This window comes from Streptomyces sp. JHA26 (assembly GCF_002005565.1).
GTDB lineage: Bacteria > Actinomycetota > Actinomycetes > Streptomycetales > Streptomycetaceae > Streptomyces.
On the sequence record NZ_BDJC01000033.1, the window covers coordinates 67,498 to 84,241 of the forward strand.

The 16,744-nt window shown below is 74.4% G+C and carries 16 protein-coding genes; 8 read left to right on the forward strand and 8 right to left on the reverse strand.

Annotation, left to right across the window (positions count from 1 at the left end; all coding sequences use genetic code 11):
- Positions 1-33: 33 nt before the first annotated feature.
- Entirely contained in the window at positions 34-834 is an 801-nt protein-coding gene (locus JHAT_RS20790; RefSeq protein WP_077799736.1) for a class I SAM-dependent methyltransferase, read from the reverse strand.
- A gap of 630 nt (positions 835-1,464) precedes the next feature.
- Here JHAT_RS20790 and JHAT_RS20795 point away from each other — a divergent pair.
- Complete coding sequence (locus tag JHAT_RS20795; RefSeq protein ID WP_077799737.1) at positions 1,465-1,827, forward strand: cupin domain-containing protein; 363 nt, start codon at positions 1,465-1,467, stop codon at positions 1,825-1,827.
- Between the two features lie 76 nt (positions 1,828-1,903).
- Here JHAT_RS20795 and JHAT_RS20800 read toward each other — a convergent pair whose 3' ends face one another.
- From JHAT_RS20800 to JHAT_RS20820, 5 genes are all read right to left on the reverse strand, one after another.
- A complete protein-coding gene (locus tag JHAT_RS20800) occupies positions 1,904-3,289 on the reverse strand; it encodes a VWA domain-containing protein (protein WP_077799738.1) in 1,386 nt (461 codons plus the stop codon).
- The gene (locus tag JHAT_RS20805) at positions 3,286-4,143 is read right to left on the reverse strand and encodes a MoxR family ATPase (RefSeq protein ID WP_077799739.1); all 858 of its coding nucleotides are present in this window, start codon (positions 4,141-4,143) and stop codon (positions 3,286-3,288) included. Before JHAT_RS20805 ends, JHAT_RS20800 begins: the two co-directional genes overlap by 4 nt.
- Before the next feature lie 176 nt (positions 4,144-4,319).
- Positions 4,320-4,970, reverse strand: coding sequence for an LUD domain-containing protein (locus tag JHAT_RS20810; protein ID WP_077799740.1), 651 nt, complete (start codon positions 4,968-4,970; stop codon positions 4,320-4,322).
- Positions 4,967-6,445: a LutB/LldF family L-lactate oxidation iron-sulfur protein gene (locus JHAT_RS20815; RefSeq protein WP_077799741.1), complete on the reverse strand. Its 1,479-nt coding sequence runs from the start codon at positions 6,443-6,445 to the stop codon at positions 4,967-4,969. The genes JHAT_RS20810 and JHAT_RS20815 overlap by 4 nt, the downstream gene beginning before the upstream one ends.
- Positions 6,442-7,197, reverse strand: coding sequence for a (Fe-S)-binding protein (locus JHAT_RS20820; RefSeq protein WP_077799742.1), 756 nt, complete (start codon positions 7,195-7,197; stop codon positions 6,442-6,444). The genes JHAT_RS20815 and JHAT_RS20820 overlap by 4 nt, the downstream gene beginning before the upstream one ends.
- Before the next feature lie 203 nt (positions 7,198-7,400).
- Between JHAT_RS20820 and JHAT_RS20825 the strand changes: the two genes are divergently transcribed.
- The 5 genes from JHAT_RS20825 (at position 7,401) to JHAT_RS20845 (ending at position 12,459) form a co-directional block, all read left to right on the forward strand.
- On the forward strand, positions 7,401-8,426 hold the full coding sequence (locus JHAT_RS20825; RefSeq protein ID WP_077799743.1) for a LacI family DNA-binding transcriptional regulator: 1,026 nt from the start codon (positions 7,401-7,403) through the stop codon (positions 8,424-8,426).
- Between the two features lie 114 nt (positions 8,427-8,540).
- On the forward strand, positions 8,541-9,845 hold the full coding sequence (locus JHAT_RS20830) for an alpha/beta fold hydrolase (RefSeq protein ID WP_077799744.1): 1,305 nt from the start codon (positions 8,541-8,543) through the stop codon (positions 9,843-9,845).
- Between the two features lie 79 nt (positions 9,846-9,924).
- Positions 9,925-10,668: a PIG-L deacetylase family protein gene (locus JHAT_RS20835; RefSeq protein WP_077799745.1), complete on the forward strand. Its 744-nt coding sequence runs from the start codon at positions 9,925-9,927 to the stop codon at positions 10,666-10,668.
- 5 nt (positions 10,669-10,673) lie between these two features.
- A complete protein-coding gene (locus JHAT_RS20840; protein ID WP_077799763.1) occupies positions 10,674-11,567 on the forward strand; it encodes a sigma-70 family RNA polymerase sigma factor in 894 nt (297 codons plus the stop codon).
- Positions 11,568-11,616: 49 nt separating this feature from the next.
- Positions 11,617-12,459, forward strand: coding sequence for a pentapeptide repeat-containing protein (locus JHAT_RS20845; RefSeq protein ID WP_077799746.1), 843 nt, complete (start codon positions 11,617-11,619; stop codon positions 12,457-12,459).
- On the opposite strand, the gene JHAT_RS20850 is transcribed toward JHAT_RS20845, so the two are convergent.
- On the reverse strand, positions 12,421-14,019 hold the full coding sequence (locus JHAT_RS20850; protein WP_077799747.1) for a cytochrome P450: 1,599 nt from the start codon (positions 14,017-14,019) through the stop codon (positions 12,421-12,423). The genes JHAT_RS20845 and JHAT_RS20850 overlap by 39 nt on opposite strands.
- Positions 14,020-14,127: 108 nt before the next feature.
- On the opposite strand from JHAT_RS20850, the gene JHAT_RS20855 reads away from it, so the two are divergent.
- Together JHAT_RS20855 and JHAT_RS20860 are read left to right on the forward strand one after the other, a co-directional pair.
- Positions 14,128-14,736 carry a TetR/AcrR family transcriptional regulator gene (locus JHAT_RS20855; RefSeq protein WP_077799748.1) on the forward strand — a complete coding sequence of 203 codons (609 nt, stop codon included), beginning with the start codon at positions 14,128-14,130 and terminating at the stop codon, positions 14,734-14,736.
- 159 nt (positions 14,737-14,895) lie between these two features.
- Complete coding sequence (locus JHAT_RS20860) at positions 14,896-15,621, forward strand: DUF2470 domain-containing protein (RefSeq protein ID WP_077799749.1); 726 nt, start codon at positions 14,896-14,898, stop codon at positions 15,619-15,621.
- On the opposite strand, the gene JHAT_RS20865 is transcribed toward JHAT_RS20860, so the two are convergent.
- Positions 15,589-16,744 (reverse strand): lactonase family protein (locus tag JHAT_RS20865; RefSeq protein ID WP_077799750.1); only part of this gene is annotated, 1,156 nt, incomplete at its 5' end. The two genes, JHAT_RS20860 and JHAT_RS20865, sit on opposite strands and share 33 nt — an antisense overlap.

Genomic DNA, 16,744 nt, shown 5'->3' on the forward strand with positions numbered 1-16,744 from the left:
GACGAGGCGTCCGGCCCCGTGACCGCGTGGGGGCTACGCCGGCAGGGGCGAGCGGCTGACGCGGATCTTCGACTGGCCGTGCGGGCGCTTCTCCCAGTCCTCCATGAACCGCGCGTGCAGGCCGTGTCCGCGGGCCAGGGCGAGCAGGGTCTCGGTGCGGTAGTAGAAGTCCTCGCGCAGCACCTGGTGCTCGGTGCCCTCCGTGCGGTCGAAGGTGAAGTCGAAGAACCCGGTGTCCGTCAGCACGCGGCCGACGTGCGCGAGGCACTCGTCGATGACGTTCAGCGGCGAGTGGGAGAAGACGCTGTGCGCGTGGACGACGTCGAAGTGGCCGTCGGGCAGGAAGTCCAGCGTGAGGTCGCCGGTGATGGTCAGGTGGGGCAGCTTGTGCTGGAGCCCGCGCTCGGTGAGCGTCCTCTTGGCGGCGATCAGGATGTCCGGCGAGATGTCGATGCCGTAGTAGTGGCCGGCGTCGAGGTGGTCGATGAAGCGCCAGCCGCCGCGCAGGTTGCCGCAGCCGATGTCGAGCATGCGGTGCCCGGGGCGCAGCCCGTGCTCGATCAGGTAGTCGAACTGCATCTGTCCGAGCGCCAGCCAGCGGTCGTGGGTTCGGCTGCCGACCGCGGCCTCCGGGCTGCGGCGGGCGTCGGACGCCATGACCGCCCGGTAGTAGCCGACGTGGTCGGGGTGCTTGAGCCGCAGCCAGGCGTCGCGGCCGGCCCGGCGGACGTAGGGCGCGACGCGTTCGGGGTGGCGCAGCGCGTAGCCGACCTTGTGGGTGAGCGCGGCGCGGTTGCTGCGCAGTTTCCTCGGGGACTTCGCGTCCATGGGCATGACGGATCGACCTCCGCGGGGGTGGGGGAGTGCGGGGGGAAATTGCTCGGGTCCGGCGGCGCGGCAACAGGACCGCGGCGGCGGTGCGCGCGAGGCCGCCGAGGAGGGCCGTGCCGGGCCCGGAGCCGGTCGGCGCGGTGGCCGCGTACCGGAAGACGTCGTAGCCACGGGTGACGGCCGGCTGCCACCACCACCGGAACAGCAGGACCAGGGCGCCGGAGAGGGCCACGGTACACCCCGCGGCCCGTGCGGCCCGGGAGGCGGACCACCGGGTCCGGCTCACCCCCCGCGACAGGACCAACCGGTGGGCGCCCGGCCGACCGGTCCCGCGCGACCCACGCGGTGAGCCCGGTGCGCAGCGGCGAGCCGTCCTCCGCGCCGGGCCGCGCCGACGACCGCGTCACGAAGGTCCCGAGCCCGCGCCGCGACCGCGGTCAGGGGCCTGCACGTCGGCACCCGGGTGCTCGGCGTCGAACCGGAGGCCGGCGCGATCCTCTCCGGCGGCGACGTCGACGCCGACCGCTTCGCCCGCCTGTGCGGCACCGCCCGCTGAGACCCGCGCCTCCCCCTGATGGCGGTCCCGACTTGACAGGCGGACGATGGAGTGGTGAGCAGGGAAGGAGGAGCGTCATGTTCGAGGCCAAGACGCTCGACAAGCCGGACGAGCGGCGCGATTTCCCCCGGGGACACCTCGAGGCCGTGCACATGGAAGGGCTCGACTTCGCCGTCGCCACCTTCGAACCGGGCTGGCGCTGGTCGGAGTCCGTGGGCCCCATCGCGGGCACCGACAGCTGCATGATCCACCACAACGGCTACGTGGTCCGGGGACGCATGTGCATCCGCATGGACGAGGACGGCACCGAGAGCGAGGTGGGCCCCGGCGACGTCTTCGTCTGCCCGCCCGGGCACGACGCCTGGGTCGTGGGCGACGAACAGTGCGTGGTGTACGACTTCGCCGGAGCCATGGCGAAGGAGTACGCCAAGGCCGACTAGGGCCTGCTGCGAAAGTGGCCTCTGCCGCGCGACGCCCGCCATGATCCGAACGACAGGTCCTGGTGGCGCGGGCGCGTCACACCGGTAGCAGCCGGGTCACCAGGGCGCCGAGCTGGCGGGCGTCGCGGCACTCGTGCATCTCCACCAGCTCGGCGTACTCCGGTGCCGCGGAGTCACCGGTGCCCCAGCGGGAGCGCTGCTCGGGGTTGAGCCAGTACACCCGGCGGGCCCGCCCGGCGATCTCCCGTACGGCGGCCAGGTTGGGGTCGCCCATGTTCGTCCGGGCGTCCCCCAGCACGAACACGGTCGTGCGCGGGCCCACCGCGTCCCCGTAGCGCTCCGCGAACTCGCCCAGGGCGACCCCGTAGTCGCTGCTGCCGTGCCAGGCGGTGAGCGTCGCCCGCTCGCCGATGCGGGCTCCCAGCCCCTCAGGGTCGGCGGCGCCGTGCACCAGCAGCCCGGTCACCTCGTCGACCCGGTTGACGAACGCGAAGACGCGCACCTTGGCGAACTGGTCGTGGAGCGCCTGCACCAACAGCATCGTGAAGTCCGAGAACCCCGCCACCGACCCCGACACGTCGCACAGCAGCACCAGTTCGGGCCGCGTCGGACGCCGCCCGCGCAGTACCGGCCGCATCGGCACCCCACCGGTCGACAGCGAACCGCGCAGGGTGCGCCGCAGGTCGATGGTGCCCCGGGAGGCCCGCCGCCGACGGGCCGCGAGCCGGGTGGCGAGCTTGCGGGCGAGCGGCTGCACGGTCCGGCGCAGCTCCGCCAGCCGGTCCTTGCCCAGCAGCAGGAAGTCGACGCGGTCGGGCGTCGTGGCCACCGCCCGCCGGGCGATCTCGTCCCGGCCGCGCCGCTCGGCGACCCGGCGCCGCGCCTCCGACGCCACCATCCGCCGGAACTCCTCGATCCGGCGCCGGATCTCGTCCTCCAGCAGCCTGTCGGCGAAGCCCGCCGTGCCGCCGCGCGCCCGGATGTCGTCGCGGACCCGGGCGAGCAGCGTCTGCGGCCGCAGCCGGTCGAGCGTCTGGTGCGACGACCAGCCGTCCGAGCCGGAAGAAGGGCCGGAAGAGCCGGGGGATCCAGGGGACCCGTACCGGCCGAAACCCTCGACGGCCTCCGCGGCCAGCCGTTCCAGCCGCAGCATGTCGCCGGCCGCGAGCGCGTCGGCGATCCGGTCCCGCAGCTCGTCCCGCCCGGCCGGTCCGGACTCCGGGCCGCCGGCCCGGCGCGGGAAGTACAGGTCGAAGACCGGGTCGAACACCTGACGCTGGGCGGGGGAGTGCAGCAGCGTCGCCGCCAGGCCCTCCCGCAGCAGCTCCCGGTCCGCCAGGCCGAGCGCCTCGACCGCCCGGGCCGCGTCCACGCTCTCGCCCGTGCCGATCCGGATGCCGTGCGCGCGCAGCGCGGACACCAGGGAGGTCAGCCGCTCGGTCACACCGGCGCCGGTGGTCACAGCGCGTCCAGGTCGAGCTTGGCCGCCGCCTTCTGCACGTCGTCGTGGTGCTTGAGGACGACGCCGAGGGTGGCCCGCACGACCTCCTCGTCGAGGGTGCCGGCGCCGAGTGCCAGCAGGGTGCGGGCCCAGTCGACGGTCTCGGCGACCGAGGGCGGTTTCCGCAGGTCCATGGCGCGCAGTGCGCCCACCACGCGCACCAGGGACGTGGCCAGTGCCTCGTCGAGACCGGGCACCTTCAGCCGGACGATGCGGCGCTCCAGCTCCTCCTCGGGGAAACCGATGTGCAGGAACAGGCAGCGCCGGCGCAGCGCCTCGGACAGTTCACGGCTCGCGTTCGAGGTGAGCACGACGAACGGTCGGCGGGTCGCGGTGATGGTGCCCAGCTCGGGGACGGTGACCTGGAAGTCGCTGAGCACCTCCAGGAGCAGACCCTCGACCTCGACGTCCGCCTTGTCGGTCTCGTCGATCAGCAGCACCTTGGGCTCGTCACCGCGGATGGCGGTGAGCAGCGGCCGGGCGAGCAGGAACTCCTCGCCGAAGATGTCGGTGCGGGTCTCGTCCCAGCTCTCGTCGCGACCGGCGCTGATGCGCAGCAGCTGCTTGGCGTGGTTCCACTCGTACAGCGCCCGGGACTCGTCCACACCCTCGTAGCACTGCAGCCGCACCAGCCGGGCGTCGGTGATCGCGGCGACGGCCTTGGCCAGCTCGGTCTTGCCGACCCCGGCGGGGCCCTCGACCAGCAGCGGCTTGCCGAGGCGGTCGGCGAGGAACACGGTCGTGGCGACCGCGGGCGACGCCAGGTAGCCGGTCGCGGCCAGACGGGCGGAGACGTCGTCGACGGAAGAGAACACCGGGGGCCTCCAGCTCGGGAGAGTGCCTGTGGCCCTATCCAAGCGCTTGTTCAGTGCTGCTGTCACGCGAGAAGCGGTGCCGTACGTCCTGGTCGCCTCGACCGGCCGGAGCGCCCCGGGAGCGGGGCCCGGGGCGGGGTCGCACGGAGCGCGGAACCCGCATCGGTGGGGTGTGCTCAGCGACACCCCACCAGCACGACCTCGAGGGTGCGTGGGCCGTGGACGCCCTCGACCCGGTCCAGTTCGATGTCACTGGTCGCCGAGGGGCCGGAGATCCACGTCAACGGACGCGTGGGGTCCAGGCGTTCGAGGGCTTCGGGCACCGAGGACACCACCTGGTCGGGGACGCGTACGACGCAGATGTGATGGTCGGGGACGAGGGTGATGCGGCGCCGCCCCTGGTCGGGGGAGCCGTCGAGGACGATCGTGCCGGTCTCGGCGACGGCGACGGCGCATCCGGTGACCACGCTCTCCACCCGGTCGAGCTCCTGGGGCGTGCTCGCCGCCCGGTCGTGCACCGGCGTCGGATCCGCGGCCGACGTCCACTCGGGCGGCAGCCCCGGCGGCACCAGCACATACCGTGATCCGCGCCGGGCGAGCAACCGCGCGATCAGCACGGGCAGTTCCTCGTCGTCCGCACACCGGTGCACGGCCGCGCGGTAGTCCGCCAGGTTCTCCGCGAGCAGCTCCACCGTCTCCGCGACGCTCCGGCGCCCGTGCACGCGCCGATAGTCCCGCGTGACGGCCTCCTCGTACGGCCGCTCGTCGCGCGGCACGTCCTCCAGCGCCCGCCGCACCCGGCCCAGTACGCGTTCCCTGCTGCTCACTTCGACTCGTCCCTTCCGCCCCGCGTGCGCTGCCACCAGTCCCGGAACGATTCGGCGGGCACCGCCGGCAGGTCCCGGCTGTCGCTCCACGCCCGGCCCGGGCCCGGAAGCGTGCGCGGGTGCAGTCGCCGGGTGCGCGACGCCAGCCGCTGCCCGGTCCGCAGCACACCCGGGTGCGTGAACGCCCACTGCGCCGCGCGCATCGCCGCCCGCTCGGCGGCGTGTCCCTTCGCCGGTCTCAGGACGACCCGGTTGCCCTCCCGGACGGCCGGCCCGCCCTGGACGACCCGTTCCCGCAGGTGTACCAGGACTTCGGGGATGTCGATGGCGACCGGGCAGACCTCGTAGCAGGCGCCGCACAGGGAGGACGCGTAGGGCAGGGAGGCGTCGATCTCGTTGCCCGTGCCCCGTAGTTGGGGGCTGAGGATGGCGCCGATCGGGCCCGGGTACACCGAGCCGTAGGCGTGTCCGCCGGCGCGCTCGTAGACGGGGCAGACGTTCAGGCAGGCGGAGCAGCGGATGCAGCGCAAGGCCTGGCGGCCGACCTCGTCGGCGAGAGTGTCGGTGCGGCCGTTGTCCAGCAGCACGAGATGGAAGGCGCGGGGGCCGTCGCCGTCGGTGGTGCCCGTCCACATCGACGTGTACGGGTTCATCCGCTCGGCCGTCGAGGAGCGGGGCAGCAGCTGCAGGAAGACCTCCAGGTCGCGCCAGGTGGGCACGATCTTCTCGATGCCGACCACGGAGATCAGTGTCTCGGGCAGGGTCAGGCACATGCGGCCGTTGCCCTCGGACTCCACGACCACCAGGGTGCCGGTCTCGGCGACCAGGAAGTTGGCGCCGGAGACGGCGACCTTGGCGCGCAGGAACTTCTCACGCAGGTGCAGCCGGGCCGCCTCGGCCAGTTCGGCGGGGGTGTCGGTGAGGCCGTCGGGGGCGGGGCGGCCCCAGGCGCCCATCTGGGAGCGGAAGATGTCGCGGATCTCGCCGCGGTTGCGGTGGATGGCGGGCACCAGGATGTGCGAGGGCCGGTCCTCGCCCAGCTGCACGATCAGTTCGGCCAGATCGGTCTCGTAGGCGCGGATGCCGCGGGCCTGGAGCGCCTCGTTGAGGCCGATCTCCTGCGTCGCCATGGACTTGACCTTCACGACCTCCGACTCGCCGGTCTCCTCGATCAGCCGGGTCACGATCTCGTTGGCCTCGTCCGCGTCGGCGGCCCAGTGCACCGTGCCGCCCGCCGCCGTGACCGCCTCCTCGGCCTGGAGCAGGTAGCGGTCGAGGTGGCGCAGGGTGTGGTCCTTGATCTGTTTTCCGGCCTCGCGCAGCGCCGCCCAGTCCTCCAGTTCTGCCACCGCCCGCGCCCGCTTTTCCCGGATGGTGTGCGTCGCGTGCCGCAGATTGCCGCGCAGCGTCGCATCGCGCACGGCCGCCCGCGCCGCCTCGGGAAAGGCCGGCATCCCCACGAACGTCCCCCTCACAGCGTCGTGTCCTCCTTCGTGCTCGCCAGGATCTCCGCAAGGTGCACCGGCCGCATGTCCGTCCGCAGCCGCGCCATGGTCCCGCCGATGTGCATCAGACAGGAGTTGTCGGCCGCGCAGAGCACCTCCGCGCCCGTCGACTCGGCGTGGCGCACCTTGTCCGCGCCCATCGCCGCGGACACGTCCGCGTTCTTCACGGCGAAGGTGCCCCCGAAGCCGCAGCACTCCTCGGCACCCGGCAGCTCCACCAGCTCCAGCCCCCTCACGGCCCGCAACAGCCTGAGCGGCCGGTCCCCGAGACCGAGGCCGCGCAGCCCGTGACAGGTCGGGTGATAGGTGACCGTGTGCGGGAAGTACGCGCCCACGTCCGTCACCCCCAGCACGTCCACCAGGAACTCCGACAGCTCGTACGTCTTCGGCACCACCGGCGCCAGGACGGCGGCGAGGGCGTCCCCGCGGCCCTCGGCCCGGGCACGCTCACCCATGCGCGGATACAGCTCCCGCACCATCGCGCCGCACGAACCGGAGGGCGTCACGATCGCGTCGTAGTCCCGGAAGACCCCGGCGAACCGCCGGGCCAGCGGCTCCGCCTCGTGCCGGTACCCCGTGTTGTAGTGCGCCTGCCCGCAACAGGTCTGGCCCGCCGGGAAGTCGACCTCGACGCCGAGCCGGGTCAGCAGTCTCACCACGGCGCGACCGGTGTCCGGATACAGCGTGTCGTTGACGCAGGTCAGGAACAGGGCGACACGCATCGCGGCTCCTCGGGACGGTCGTGGCGATCACCGGACGAAGGCAGAGTAGTCGCCCGGCCCGGCTCCGCGGCAGAACGCGTTCGGCGCCGTGCGCGCGACGTCGGCCCCCGGCCCCGGCCGGGCGGGGCCGCCCCGCGGCGGCGCGGGTAATGTGAGGTCCTCCCGCCGCCCCCCCCCAGACCGACCCTGGAGGTCCCTGCCCGATGGCCCATTCGGTGGGTATCAAGGACGTCGCCCGCGCCGCCGGAGTATCCGTGGGCACGGTCTCCAACGTCATCAACCGCCCGGACACCGTCGCGACCGAGACCCGCGCACGGGTGCTGTCGGCGATCGACCGGCTCGGCTACGTCCGCAGCGAGTCCGCGCGCCAGCTGCGCGCGGGCCGCAGCCGGATCATGGGACTGCTCGTCCTCGACATGGGCAACCCCTTCTTCGTGGACGTCGCCCGCGGCGCCGAGCGGGCCGCGCGCGAGGCGGGGCTCGGCGTGATGGTCTGCAACAGCGCCCAGAGCCCGGACGAGGAGGCCGAGTACCTCTCGCTCTTCGCCGAACAGCGGGTGCGGGGCGTGCTGCTGACCCCGGCCGACGCCACCGGCCGCAGCATCGAGGGCTTCCGGCGCCATCGCATCCCCTTCGTGCTGGTCGACCGGGTCGCCGAGGGCACCACCGAGTGCTCGGTCTCCGTCGACGACGTCGCGGGCGGCGCGCTGGCCGTGCGCCACCTCGTCGCCGCCGGGCACCGCTCCCTCGCCTACGTCAGCGGCCCACCCGGCCTCAACCAGGTCCGCGACCGCCGCACCGGCGCCCTGAACGCGCTCGCCGAGGCCGGACTCCCTCCCCACGCCCTGCGCGAACTGCCCACCGAACGCCTCGACGTCGCCGCGGGCCGCGACGCCGGCGCCCGCCTGCTCGGCCTCGCCGACCGGCCCACCGCCGTCTTCTGCGCCAACGACCTGCTCGCCCTCGGCGTCCTGCAGGCGATGTACGCCGCCGGAGTCGGCGTACCCGACGACCTCGCCATCGTCGGCTACGACGACATCGAGTTCGCCGCCGCCGCGGCGGTCCCCCTCACCTCGGTGCGCCAGCCCGCCGTCGCCATGGGCGCCCTGGCCGCCGAACTGCTCCTGGAGGAGACCGAACTGGTCGGCACCGACCGGACCCACGACCACCGGCGGGTCGTGCTCCAGCCCGAACTGGTGGTGCGCCGCTCCAGCCTGGCCGTCCGCTGACCGGCCGTTCAGCACGATGTCCGGTCCCGGGGGTCGGCGACCGGAGGACCATGTGCTGAACTGGGGCACGGCCGAAAGATCTGACCGTACGCCCCATCCGCCCCGGGAGTCTCGTTGAACGCCAGTTACCGTCAGCCCGGCGTCGTCCTCACCGACCGCCGATTCACCGTGCCCCTCGACCACACCGACCCCTCGGGGGAGACGATCGAGCTGTACGCCCGCGAGGCCGTCGCGAGCGACAAGGCGCACCGGGACGACCTGCCGTGGCTGGTGTACCTCCAGGGCGGCCCCGGCTTCGGAGCGAACCGCTTCATCGGCCGGCCCGCCTGGTTCGGCCGCGCCCTCAAGGAGTACCGCGTCCTCCTCCTCGACCAGCGCGGCACCGGCGCCTCCACGCCCGCCAACCGCCAGACGCTGCCGCTGCGCGGCGGCCCCGCCGAGCAGGCCGACTACCTCACCCACTTCCGCGCCGACTCCATCGTCCGCGACTGCGAGGCCATCCGCCCCCGGGTCACCGGCGGCGCCCCCTGGACCGTCCTCGGCCAGAGCTTCGGCGGCTTCTGCACCGTCGCCTACCTCTCCCTGGCCCCAGAGGGCCTGCACACCGCCCTGATCACCGGCGGCCTGCCCTCCCTCGACGCCCACGCCGACGACGTCTACCGGGCCGCCTACCCCCGCATCGAGCGCAAGGTCGCCGCGCACTACGACCGCTACCCGCAGGACGTCGAGCGCGCCCGCCGCATCGCCGACCACCTGCTCACCCACGACGTGGTCCTGCCGAACGGCTACCGCCTCACCGTCGAGGCGTTCCAGTCCCTCGGCATCCTCCTCGGCGGCAGCGAGGGCAGCCACCGCCTGCACTTCCTGCTGGAGGACGCCTTCGTGCGCACCCCGCACGGCGCGGAGCTGTCCGACGCCTTCCAGGAAGAGGTCCAGGGCCTGCTGTCGTACGCGGGGCACCCCCTGTACGCCCTCGTCCACGAGGCGATCTACGGGCAGGACGCGCGCCCGACGAACTGGTCCGCCGAACGGGTCCGCGCCGAGTTCCCGCGCTTCGACGCCGCCAAGACCCTCGCGGGCGACGAACCGCTGCTGTTCACCGGCGAGTCGATCCACCCCTGGATGTTCGACTGCGACCCGGCGCTGCGCCCGCTGCGCGAGACCGCCGAGCTGCTCGCCGCCCGCACCGACTGGACGCCCCTGTACGACCCCGCGCGCCTCGCCGCCAACGAGGTGCCGGCCGCCGCGGCCGTCTACCACGACGACATGTACGTCGACACCGCCCACGCGCTGACCACCGCCCGCGCCGTCCGCGGCCTGCGCACCTGGGTCACCGACGAGTTCGAGCACGACGGCGTGCGGGCCGGCGGCCCCCGTGTCCTGGACCGGCTGCTGGCACTGGCCCGCGACGAGGCCTGACCGCCGGGCCCGCACCACGCGTCCGCGGCGGCGCGTGCACACCGAGTGTGCTGTCGGTGCCACGGGCTAGGGTGCGGGCATGACGGAGCCGACGATCACGCAACTGGAGCCCATGCCCGGCGACTGGCGGCGCGCCCTCGCGGTCGTCGCCCACCCGGACGACCTGGAGTACGGCTGCTCGGCGGCGGTCGCCGCCTGGACCGACGAGGGCCGCGAGGTCGCCTACGTCCTCGCGACCCGGGGCGAGGCGGGCATCGACACCCTGCCGCCCGCCGAGTGCGGCCCGCTGCGCGAGCGTGAGCAGCGGGCGAGCGCGGCCGTGGTCGGCGTGAGCGAGGTGGAGTTCCTCGGCCACCGGGACGGCGTCGTCGAGTACGGGCCCGCCCTGCGCCGGGACATCGCCGCCGCGATCCGCCGGCACCGGCCCGAGCTGGTCGTCACCCTCAACCACCGGGACACCTGGGGCGGCGTCGCCTGGAACACCCCGGACCACGTCGCCGTCGGCCGCGCCACGCTCGACGCGGCGGGCGACGCGGGCAACCGGTGGATCTTCCCGGAGCTGACCGAGCAGGGCCTCGAACCGTGGGACGGGGTCCGCTGGGTCGCCGTCGCGGGCTCCACCACGCCCACGCACGCCGTGGACGCGACGGCCGGGCTGGAGCGCGCGGTCCGCTCCCTGCTCGAACACCGCACCTACCTCGAGGCGCTGACCGATGAGGAACCGGAGGCGTACGCCCGCGGATTCCTCACCCGCACCGCGGAACAGACGGGCCGGCGGTTCGGGAACCGGCCCGCGGTCGCCTTCGAGCTGTTCGCCCGGTGACGCGGATGACCGACGACACCGAGCTGGCGGAGCGCTTCGAGGAGCACCGGGGACAGCTCAAGGCGATCGCCTACCGCATGCTCGGTTCCCTGGCCGAGGCGGAGGACGCCGTCCAGGAGGCCTGGCTGCGCCTGGGCCGCACCGACCCGGACGCCGTCGACAACCTCGGCGGCTGGCTGACCACCGTGACCGGCCGGATCTGCCTGGACCTGCTGCGCTCGCGCACCGCGCGCCGCGAGCAGTCGATGGACGAGACGTTCGTCCCGGACCTGGTGATCGGCCCGTTCTCGGCCGACGACCCGGAGCAGGAGGCGCTGCACAACGACTCGGTGGGCGTGGCCCTGCTCGTGGTGCTGGAGCGGCTCGAGCCCGACGAGCGGCTCGCGTTCGTCCTGCACGACATGTTCGCCGTGCCCTTCGACGACCTCGCCCCGGTCGTGGAGCGCAGCCCGGCCGCCACCCGGCAGCTCGCCTCCCGCGCCCGCCGCCGCGTCCGGGACGCCGGCCCGCCCGCCGAGCCCGATCTCGGCCGGCAGCGGAAGGCGCTGGACGCCTTCCAGGCCGCCTCGCGCGGCGGCGACTTCGAGGCGCTGGTCGCCGTCCTCCACCCGCAGGTGACCCTGCGGGCCGACGCGGGCACCCTGGTCCGCGGCATCGGCGGGACGAAGTCGCTCCGGGGCGCGAAGGCCGTGGCCGAGTCGGCCCTCATGTTCGCGCAGTACAACGCCGAGGCGCGGCTGGTCCGGGTCAACGACTCGCTCGGCCTGGTGAGCATGGTCGACGGCCGCCCCCGGTCGGTCCTGACCGTCACCGTCGCCGACGGCCGCATCACCGGCCTGTACATCCTGGCCGATCCCGAGCGGCTCGCCCGCCTGGAGGTGCCGGACGAGAAGGAATGACCAGGTGGGGGGCCGGACCACCCCGACGGGGTGCCGGTCCCCGGTCCGTATGCTGAACGCCATGCGAGAACGAGAGACCGGCCGGACGGAACTGCGCGGGGACTGCGAGCGGTGCTTCGGGCTGTGCTGCGTGGCGCTGCCGTTCGCGCGGTCGGCCGATTTCCCGGTGGACAAGGACGCCGGCACCCCCTGCGGCAACCTGCGCGAGGACAACCGGTGCGGGATCCACGCCCGGCTGCGGCCGGAGGGCTTCACCGGCTGCACGGTCTACGACTGCTTCGGCGCCGGGCAACGGGTCTCCCAGGTCACCTTCGGCGGACAGGACTGGCGTACCGGCCCGCCCGGGCACGCCCGCCGCGTGTTCGAGGTGTTCCCGGTGGTCCGCCACCTGCACGAGCTGCTCTGGTACCTGACCGAGGCGCTGGCCCTGCCCGCCGCCCGGCCGGTCCACGCCGACGTGCGCCGGATGCTGGCCGAGACGGAACGGCTCGCCGCCGCGCCCCCCGAGGACCTGGCCGCGCTGGACCTGGCGGCGCACCGGCAGCGGGTCAACGTGCTCCTGCTGCGCACCAGCGAACTGGTGCGCGCCGGTACCCGCGGCAAGAAGAAGAACCGCCGCAACGCCGATCTGATGGGTGCCCGCCTGAAGGGCGCCGACCTGCGCGGGGCCGACCTGCGCGGCGCCTACCTCATCGCCGCCGACCTCACCGGCGCCGACCTGCGGGGCGCGGACCTGATCGGCGCCGACCTGCGCGACGCCGACCTGACGGACGCGGACCTCACGGGCGCCTTCTTCCTCACCCAGCCGCAGCTCACCGCGGCCCGGGGCGGCGCCGGCACGAAGCTGCCGGGATCACTGGGCCGCCCGGCGCACTGGACAGCGGGCCTCTGACACCGCCCCGGCCTCCGCGCCGGGCCCCTCCGTCCTGGGCCCCTCCGCGCCGGGTCCCTCCGTCCCGGGCCCCTCGGCGGTAGCCCTGTCCCGGGCGGGCTCCCGGACAGGGGCCCGCCGGTCCAGGCGCAGCCGCAGTCCCTCCGGCATCAGCGTCAGCCGCTCGGCCACCCGCAGCCGGTAACCCGGCTCGGGCCGCAGCTCGTAGCGGCGCAGCAGCAGCCCGAGCACCAGCGTGGCCTCGTGCAGCGCGAACTGCCGCCCGATGCACGCCCGCGCACCCGTCCCGAACGGCTTGAACGTGTGCGGGGCACGCGCCCGTACCGCCTTCGCGTCGAAGCGGTCCGGGTCGAACCGCTCCGCGTCCGGCCCCCACACGTCGGGATCGCGGTGCAGCATCCCGGTGAGGACGAGCGCCCAGGCGCCCCGCCGCATGGGATGCGTGCCGTCCAGCACCGTGTCCCGGCGCGCCTCCCGTGCGAAGGCGGGCGCCGTCGGCCACAGCCGCAGCGACTCGTCCAGCACCCGGCGCACGTACCGCAGTCTGGCCACCTGCTCGTAGCCGGGCGCCTCGGTGCCGCCCCAGACGCGGTCCACCTCGGCACGGGCGCGGGCCGCGACCTCGGGGTGCCGGGCGAGATGGTGGAGCGCGAAGGAGAGCGCGCCCGAGGTGGTCTCGTGACCGGCCACCAGGAAGGTGACGACCTGGCGGCGGACGTTCTCCGCCGACAGGCGCTCACCGGTGTCCGGATGGGCCGTTTCCAGCATCCGGTCGAGCAGGTCGCCGTCGCCGCCGTCCGAGGCGCGGCGGGCCCGGACCAGGTCGTCGACCGTACGGTTCAGGTAGGCGATGTCGGCGGCGTTGCGGCGGCTCGCGCCGCGCAGCAGCCACGGCACGAGCGGCGCGGGCACGGTGTTGAGGCGCTGCGCGTGGGTGAGCGTGCCGACCATCGCCGTCACGAAGGGGTGAAGCCGGGGACGTTCGAACGACCCGAAGTCGTGCCCGAACCCGGTGCGCGCGATCGTCTCCAGGGTCAGCTTCGTCATGTCGCCGGGCACGTCCACCGTGCGCCCGGCGGCCTCGGCGCGGTCCCAGTGCTCCGTCAGCCGCCCGGCCACGTCCAGCATCACGAGGTGGTAGCCGGCCATGGCCTCCCGGCTGAACCCGGGCGCCAGGACGTCGTGCGCGAGCTGCCAGTTGGGCTCGTGGTTGTACGCCGTGAACAGCCCGTCCCCGGCGACCGGCCGCAGGTTGGCCACCCCGAGCCCCACGTGCTTGGCGAAGCGCGACTCGTCCGCCAGGTCGGCGGCGAGCCGGGCACCCCACACGAACACGAACTCCTTGCCGAAGACCCGCCGCCGGAAGATCGGCCCCAACTGCCGCGCGTGGCGCAGCGAGTCCTGCATCGGTGTGCTCCGGCTCGCCCCGATCACGTCCCCGAGCAGCGGGAGCCGGTGCGGCGGGTGCGGGATGCGGTGCAGTTCGGGCCAGCCCAGCTCGGCGCTGCGGAACCCCTTCGGCAGCCCGTCCGCGGCCGCTTCCGTCCTCGTCCGAGCCATGACGCGATCTCCCTTGCCACGGTGCCGGGTTCAGGCCTGTTGTACGTGGATTCAACAGCGGCCCCAGTGTCGTCCCGTCGTTGAACCGGCGTCAAGTACAGTGCGGACATGGCCGCGAACCAGGGCGGGCGCACGCGCCGCCGGCTCAGCAGCGAGGAGCGCCGGGAGCAGCTGCTGTCGGTGGGGGCGCGGCTGTTCTCCGAGAGCCCCTACGACGACGTGTGGATCGAGCGGGTCGCCGAGATCGCCGAGGTCTCGCGGGGGCTGCTGTACCACTACTTCCCGACCAAGAGGGACTTCTTCGCCGCGGTCGTCGAGCGTGAGAGCGAGCGCATGCTGCGCCTGACGGCGGCCGTGCCCGGCGTCCCGGTGCGCGAGCAGCTCGCCGCGGGCCTCGACGCGTACCTGGAGCACGTCCGGGAGCACGCGCACGGCTACCGCGCCTTCCACCGCGCCGACGCGACGGGGGACCAGGCCGTGCGCCGGGTGTACCGCAGGGCGCTGGCCGCGCAGGAGCGGCAGATCCTCGCCGCCCTGGCCGCCGACCCGGAGTTCGGCCCGGCCTTCGGGGAACGGGCCGACGTGCGGCTGGCGGTGCGCGGCTGGCTGGCGTTCACCACCGCGGTCTGCCTGGAGTGGCTGCGGGACCCGCGACCCGCCCGGGAGCAGGTGCGCGACCTGTGCGCGCGGGCCCTGCTGGGCGCGATCGCGCTGTAGGGCGCGCGTCCCGCCGCGTCACGGGCACCCGGTTCGCCACCGCACGCTCCCTCGTGCGCGGAGAAGGCCGCACGGAACGAGGCACGTCCTGGTTGGCGCACGCCCCGATCTCCGATAGGTTAGGCAAGCCTTACCTAATGATTGACGACGGAGGTTGGGATGGGTGACCACCACACCTGGGCGGCCGCGCCCGCCGCGGCGGAGCGGGCCCGCTCCGTGCTCGCCGCCGCATGGTCCTGCGCGGTGACCGCGGAGGGCGGTCGCGAGGAGTTCGTCGGCGCGCACACCGTGACCGAGGGCGGCCGGGTGCTGCTGGACCTGCCCGAGGACAGCTTCCTGCACACGGCGGCCCTCTGCGCACCCCGCGGCGAGCCCTCCGCCGTGCTGGAGTTCGCCGACGTGGCGCCCGTCCCGGTGCGCAGCCGGATCCGCGCCCGGCTCTGGCTCGCGGGGTGGTTCGCCGCCGACGACGGCCACCTGGTGTTCCGTCCCACGCGTGTGGTGCTGCGGCAGCCGTCCGGTGCCGTGGTGGTCGGCCTCGACGAGTTCGCCGCCGCCGGACCCGACCCGCTGGCCGCCGCAGAGGCCCGGCTCCTGACCCACCTCGCCGACTGTCACGGTGACGCGGTGGAACGGCTCACCCGGCTCGTCGGCGCGGACAGCCTGCACGGCGCGGTCCGGGTCCGCCCCCTCGCCGTCGACCGGCACGGACTGACGCTGCGGATCGAGCGTGCCCGCACCCACGGCGACGTACGGCTGCCCTTCCACGCGCCCGCCGACGACGTCGCGCAGCTCACCGAACGCATGCACGTGCTGCTCGCGCAGGCGGGCGCGGCCGGCTGCCCCCGCGCGCTACAGCGGCAGCGCACAGACGGCGACGGGTGAGGCGAACGGCTCCCCGGCGAGCCGCAGTTCGCCGGTGTCCGCGGAGACGCGGAACACGCTCACCGTGCCGGACCGCTGGTTCGCGGCGAACAGCAGCCCGCCGTCCGGGGAGAACGCGATCTGCCGGGGGAAGCCGCCGCCCACCGGCACCGTGTCCAGCAGCCGCAGCTGTGCACCGCCCGCCGCCACGGCGTAGCGGGTGAGGCTGTCGTGGCCCCGGTTGGCGAGATAGGCGTACGAGCCGTCCGCGGTGACCAGGATCTGCGCCGGGTAGTTGGTGCCCGGCCCCGTACCGGTGGACTGCGCCTCGCCGACGGTGAGGCGCCCCGTGCCCGGGTCGTAGGCGCAGACCGCGACCGTGTTGTCGGCCTCGTTGGCGAGATAGGCGTACCGCCCGCCGGGATGGAAGGCCAGGTGGCGCGGTCCGGCGCCCGGCCGGGTGCGGGCCCGGGAGACCTCCGTGAGCGTGCCCGCCCTCTCGTCCAGGCGGTAGGTGTACACGGTGTCCGTGCCCAGGTCCACGGCGAGGACATGCCCCCCGTCCGGGCTCGTGACCACCTGGTGGGCGTGCGGGCCCTGCCGGCCGGGGCCGGGCGGGGGAGTGGAGTGGGTGACCACGTCGGTCGGCTCGCCGAGCGCGCCGGAGGCGTCGACGGGGTGCACGGCGACGCTCCCCGAGCCGTAGTTCGCGCTGAGCAGCCACCGCCCGCCGGGATGCACCGACAGGTGACAGGGCGCGGAGCCGCCGGTGCTCCGGCTGCCCAGGACCTCGCGGTCGGACAGGCGTACGGCGGTCACGGCGCCGTCCTCCCGCTCGTTCACCGCGTACAGCGTGTGCCCGGCCGGGTGGACCGCCAGGTACGACGGATCGTCCACGCCGGTGAGGGTGCCGCGGCCGGTGACGCGGCCCGTGCGGGCGTCGTACGCGGCCAGGCCGATGCCCCGGCCGCCGCCCTCGGCCGAGGTGTACGTCCCGAGGAGGAGCGGGCGCGGACCGGACGGCGCGTGGCCCCGGCCCGGGGCGCCGCCGCTCGCCGCGGACGGCCCGGGGGTGGCCGCGGATCCGGGTGCCGGCGCCCGGGGCGCTCTCGATCGCGAACTCGTGCACCAGCCGCCGGGCGCC

Coding starts and splice junctions, on each gene's coding strand:
- JHAT_RS20795 (WP_077799737.1), top strand. CDS start 1,465: ATGTTCGAGGCCAAGACGCTCGACAAGCCGGACGAGCGGCGCGATTTC.
- JHAT_RS20820 (WP_077799742.1), bottom strand. CDS start 7,197: ATGCGTGTCGCCCTGTTCCTGACCTGCGTCAACGACACGCTGTATCCG.
- JHAT_RS20825 (WP_077799743.1), top strand. CDS start 7,401: ATGGCCCATTCGGTGGGTATCAAGGACGTCGCCCGCGCCGCCGGAGTA.
- JHAT_RS20790 (WP_077799736.1), bottom strand. CDS start 834: ATGCCCATGGACGCGAAGTCCCCGAGGAAACTGCGCAGCAACCGCGCC.
- JHAT_RS20860 (WP_077799749.1), top strand. CDS start 14,896: ATGGGTGACCACCACACCTGGGCGGCCGCGCCCGCCGCGGCGGAGCGG.
- JHAT_RS20835 (WP_077799745.1), top strand. CDS start 9,925: ATGACGGAGCCGACGATCACGCAACTGGAGCCCATGCCCGGCGACTGG.
- JHAT_RS20850 (WP_077799747.1), bottom strand. CDS start 14,019: ATGGCTCGGACGAGGACGGAAGCGGCCGCGGACGGGCTGCCGAAGGGG.
- JHAT_RS20855 (WP_077799748.1), top strand. CDS start 14,128: ATGGCCGCGAACCAGGGCGGGCGCACGCGCCGCCGGCTCAGCAGCGAG.
- JHAT_RS20845 (WP_077799746.1), top strand. CDS start 11,617: ATGCTGAACGCCATGCGAGAACGAGAGACCGGCCGGACGGAACTGCGC.
- JHAT_RS20840 (WP_077799763.1), top strand. CDS start 10,674: ATGACCGACGACACCGAGCTGGCGGAGCGCTTCGAGGAGCACCGGGGA.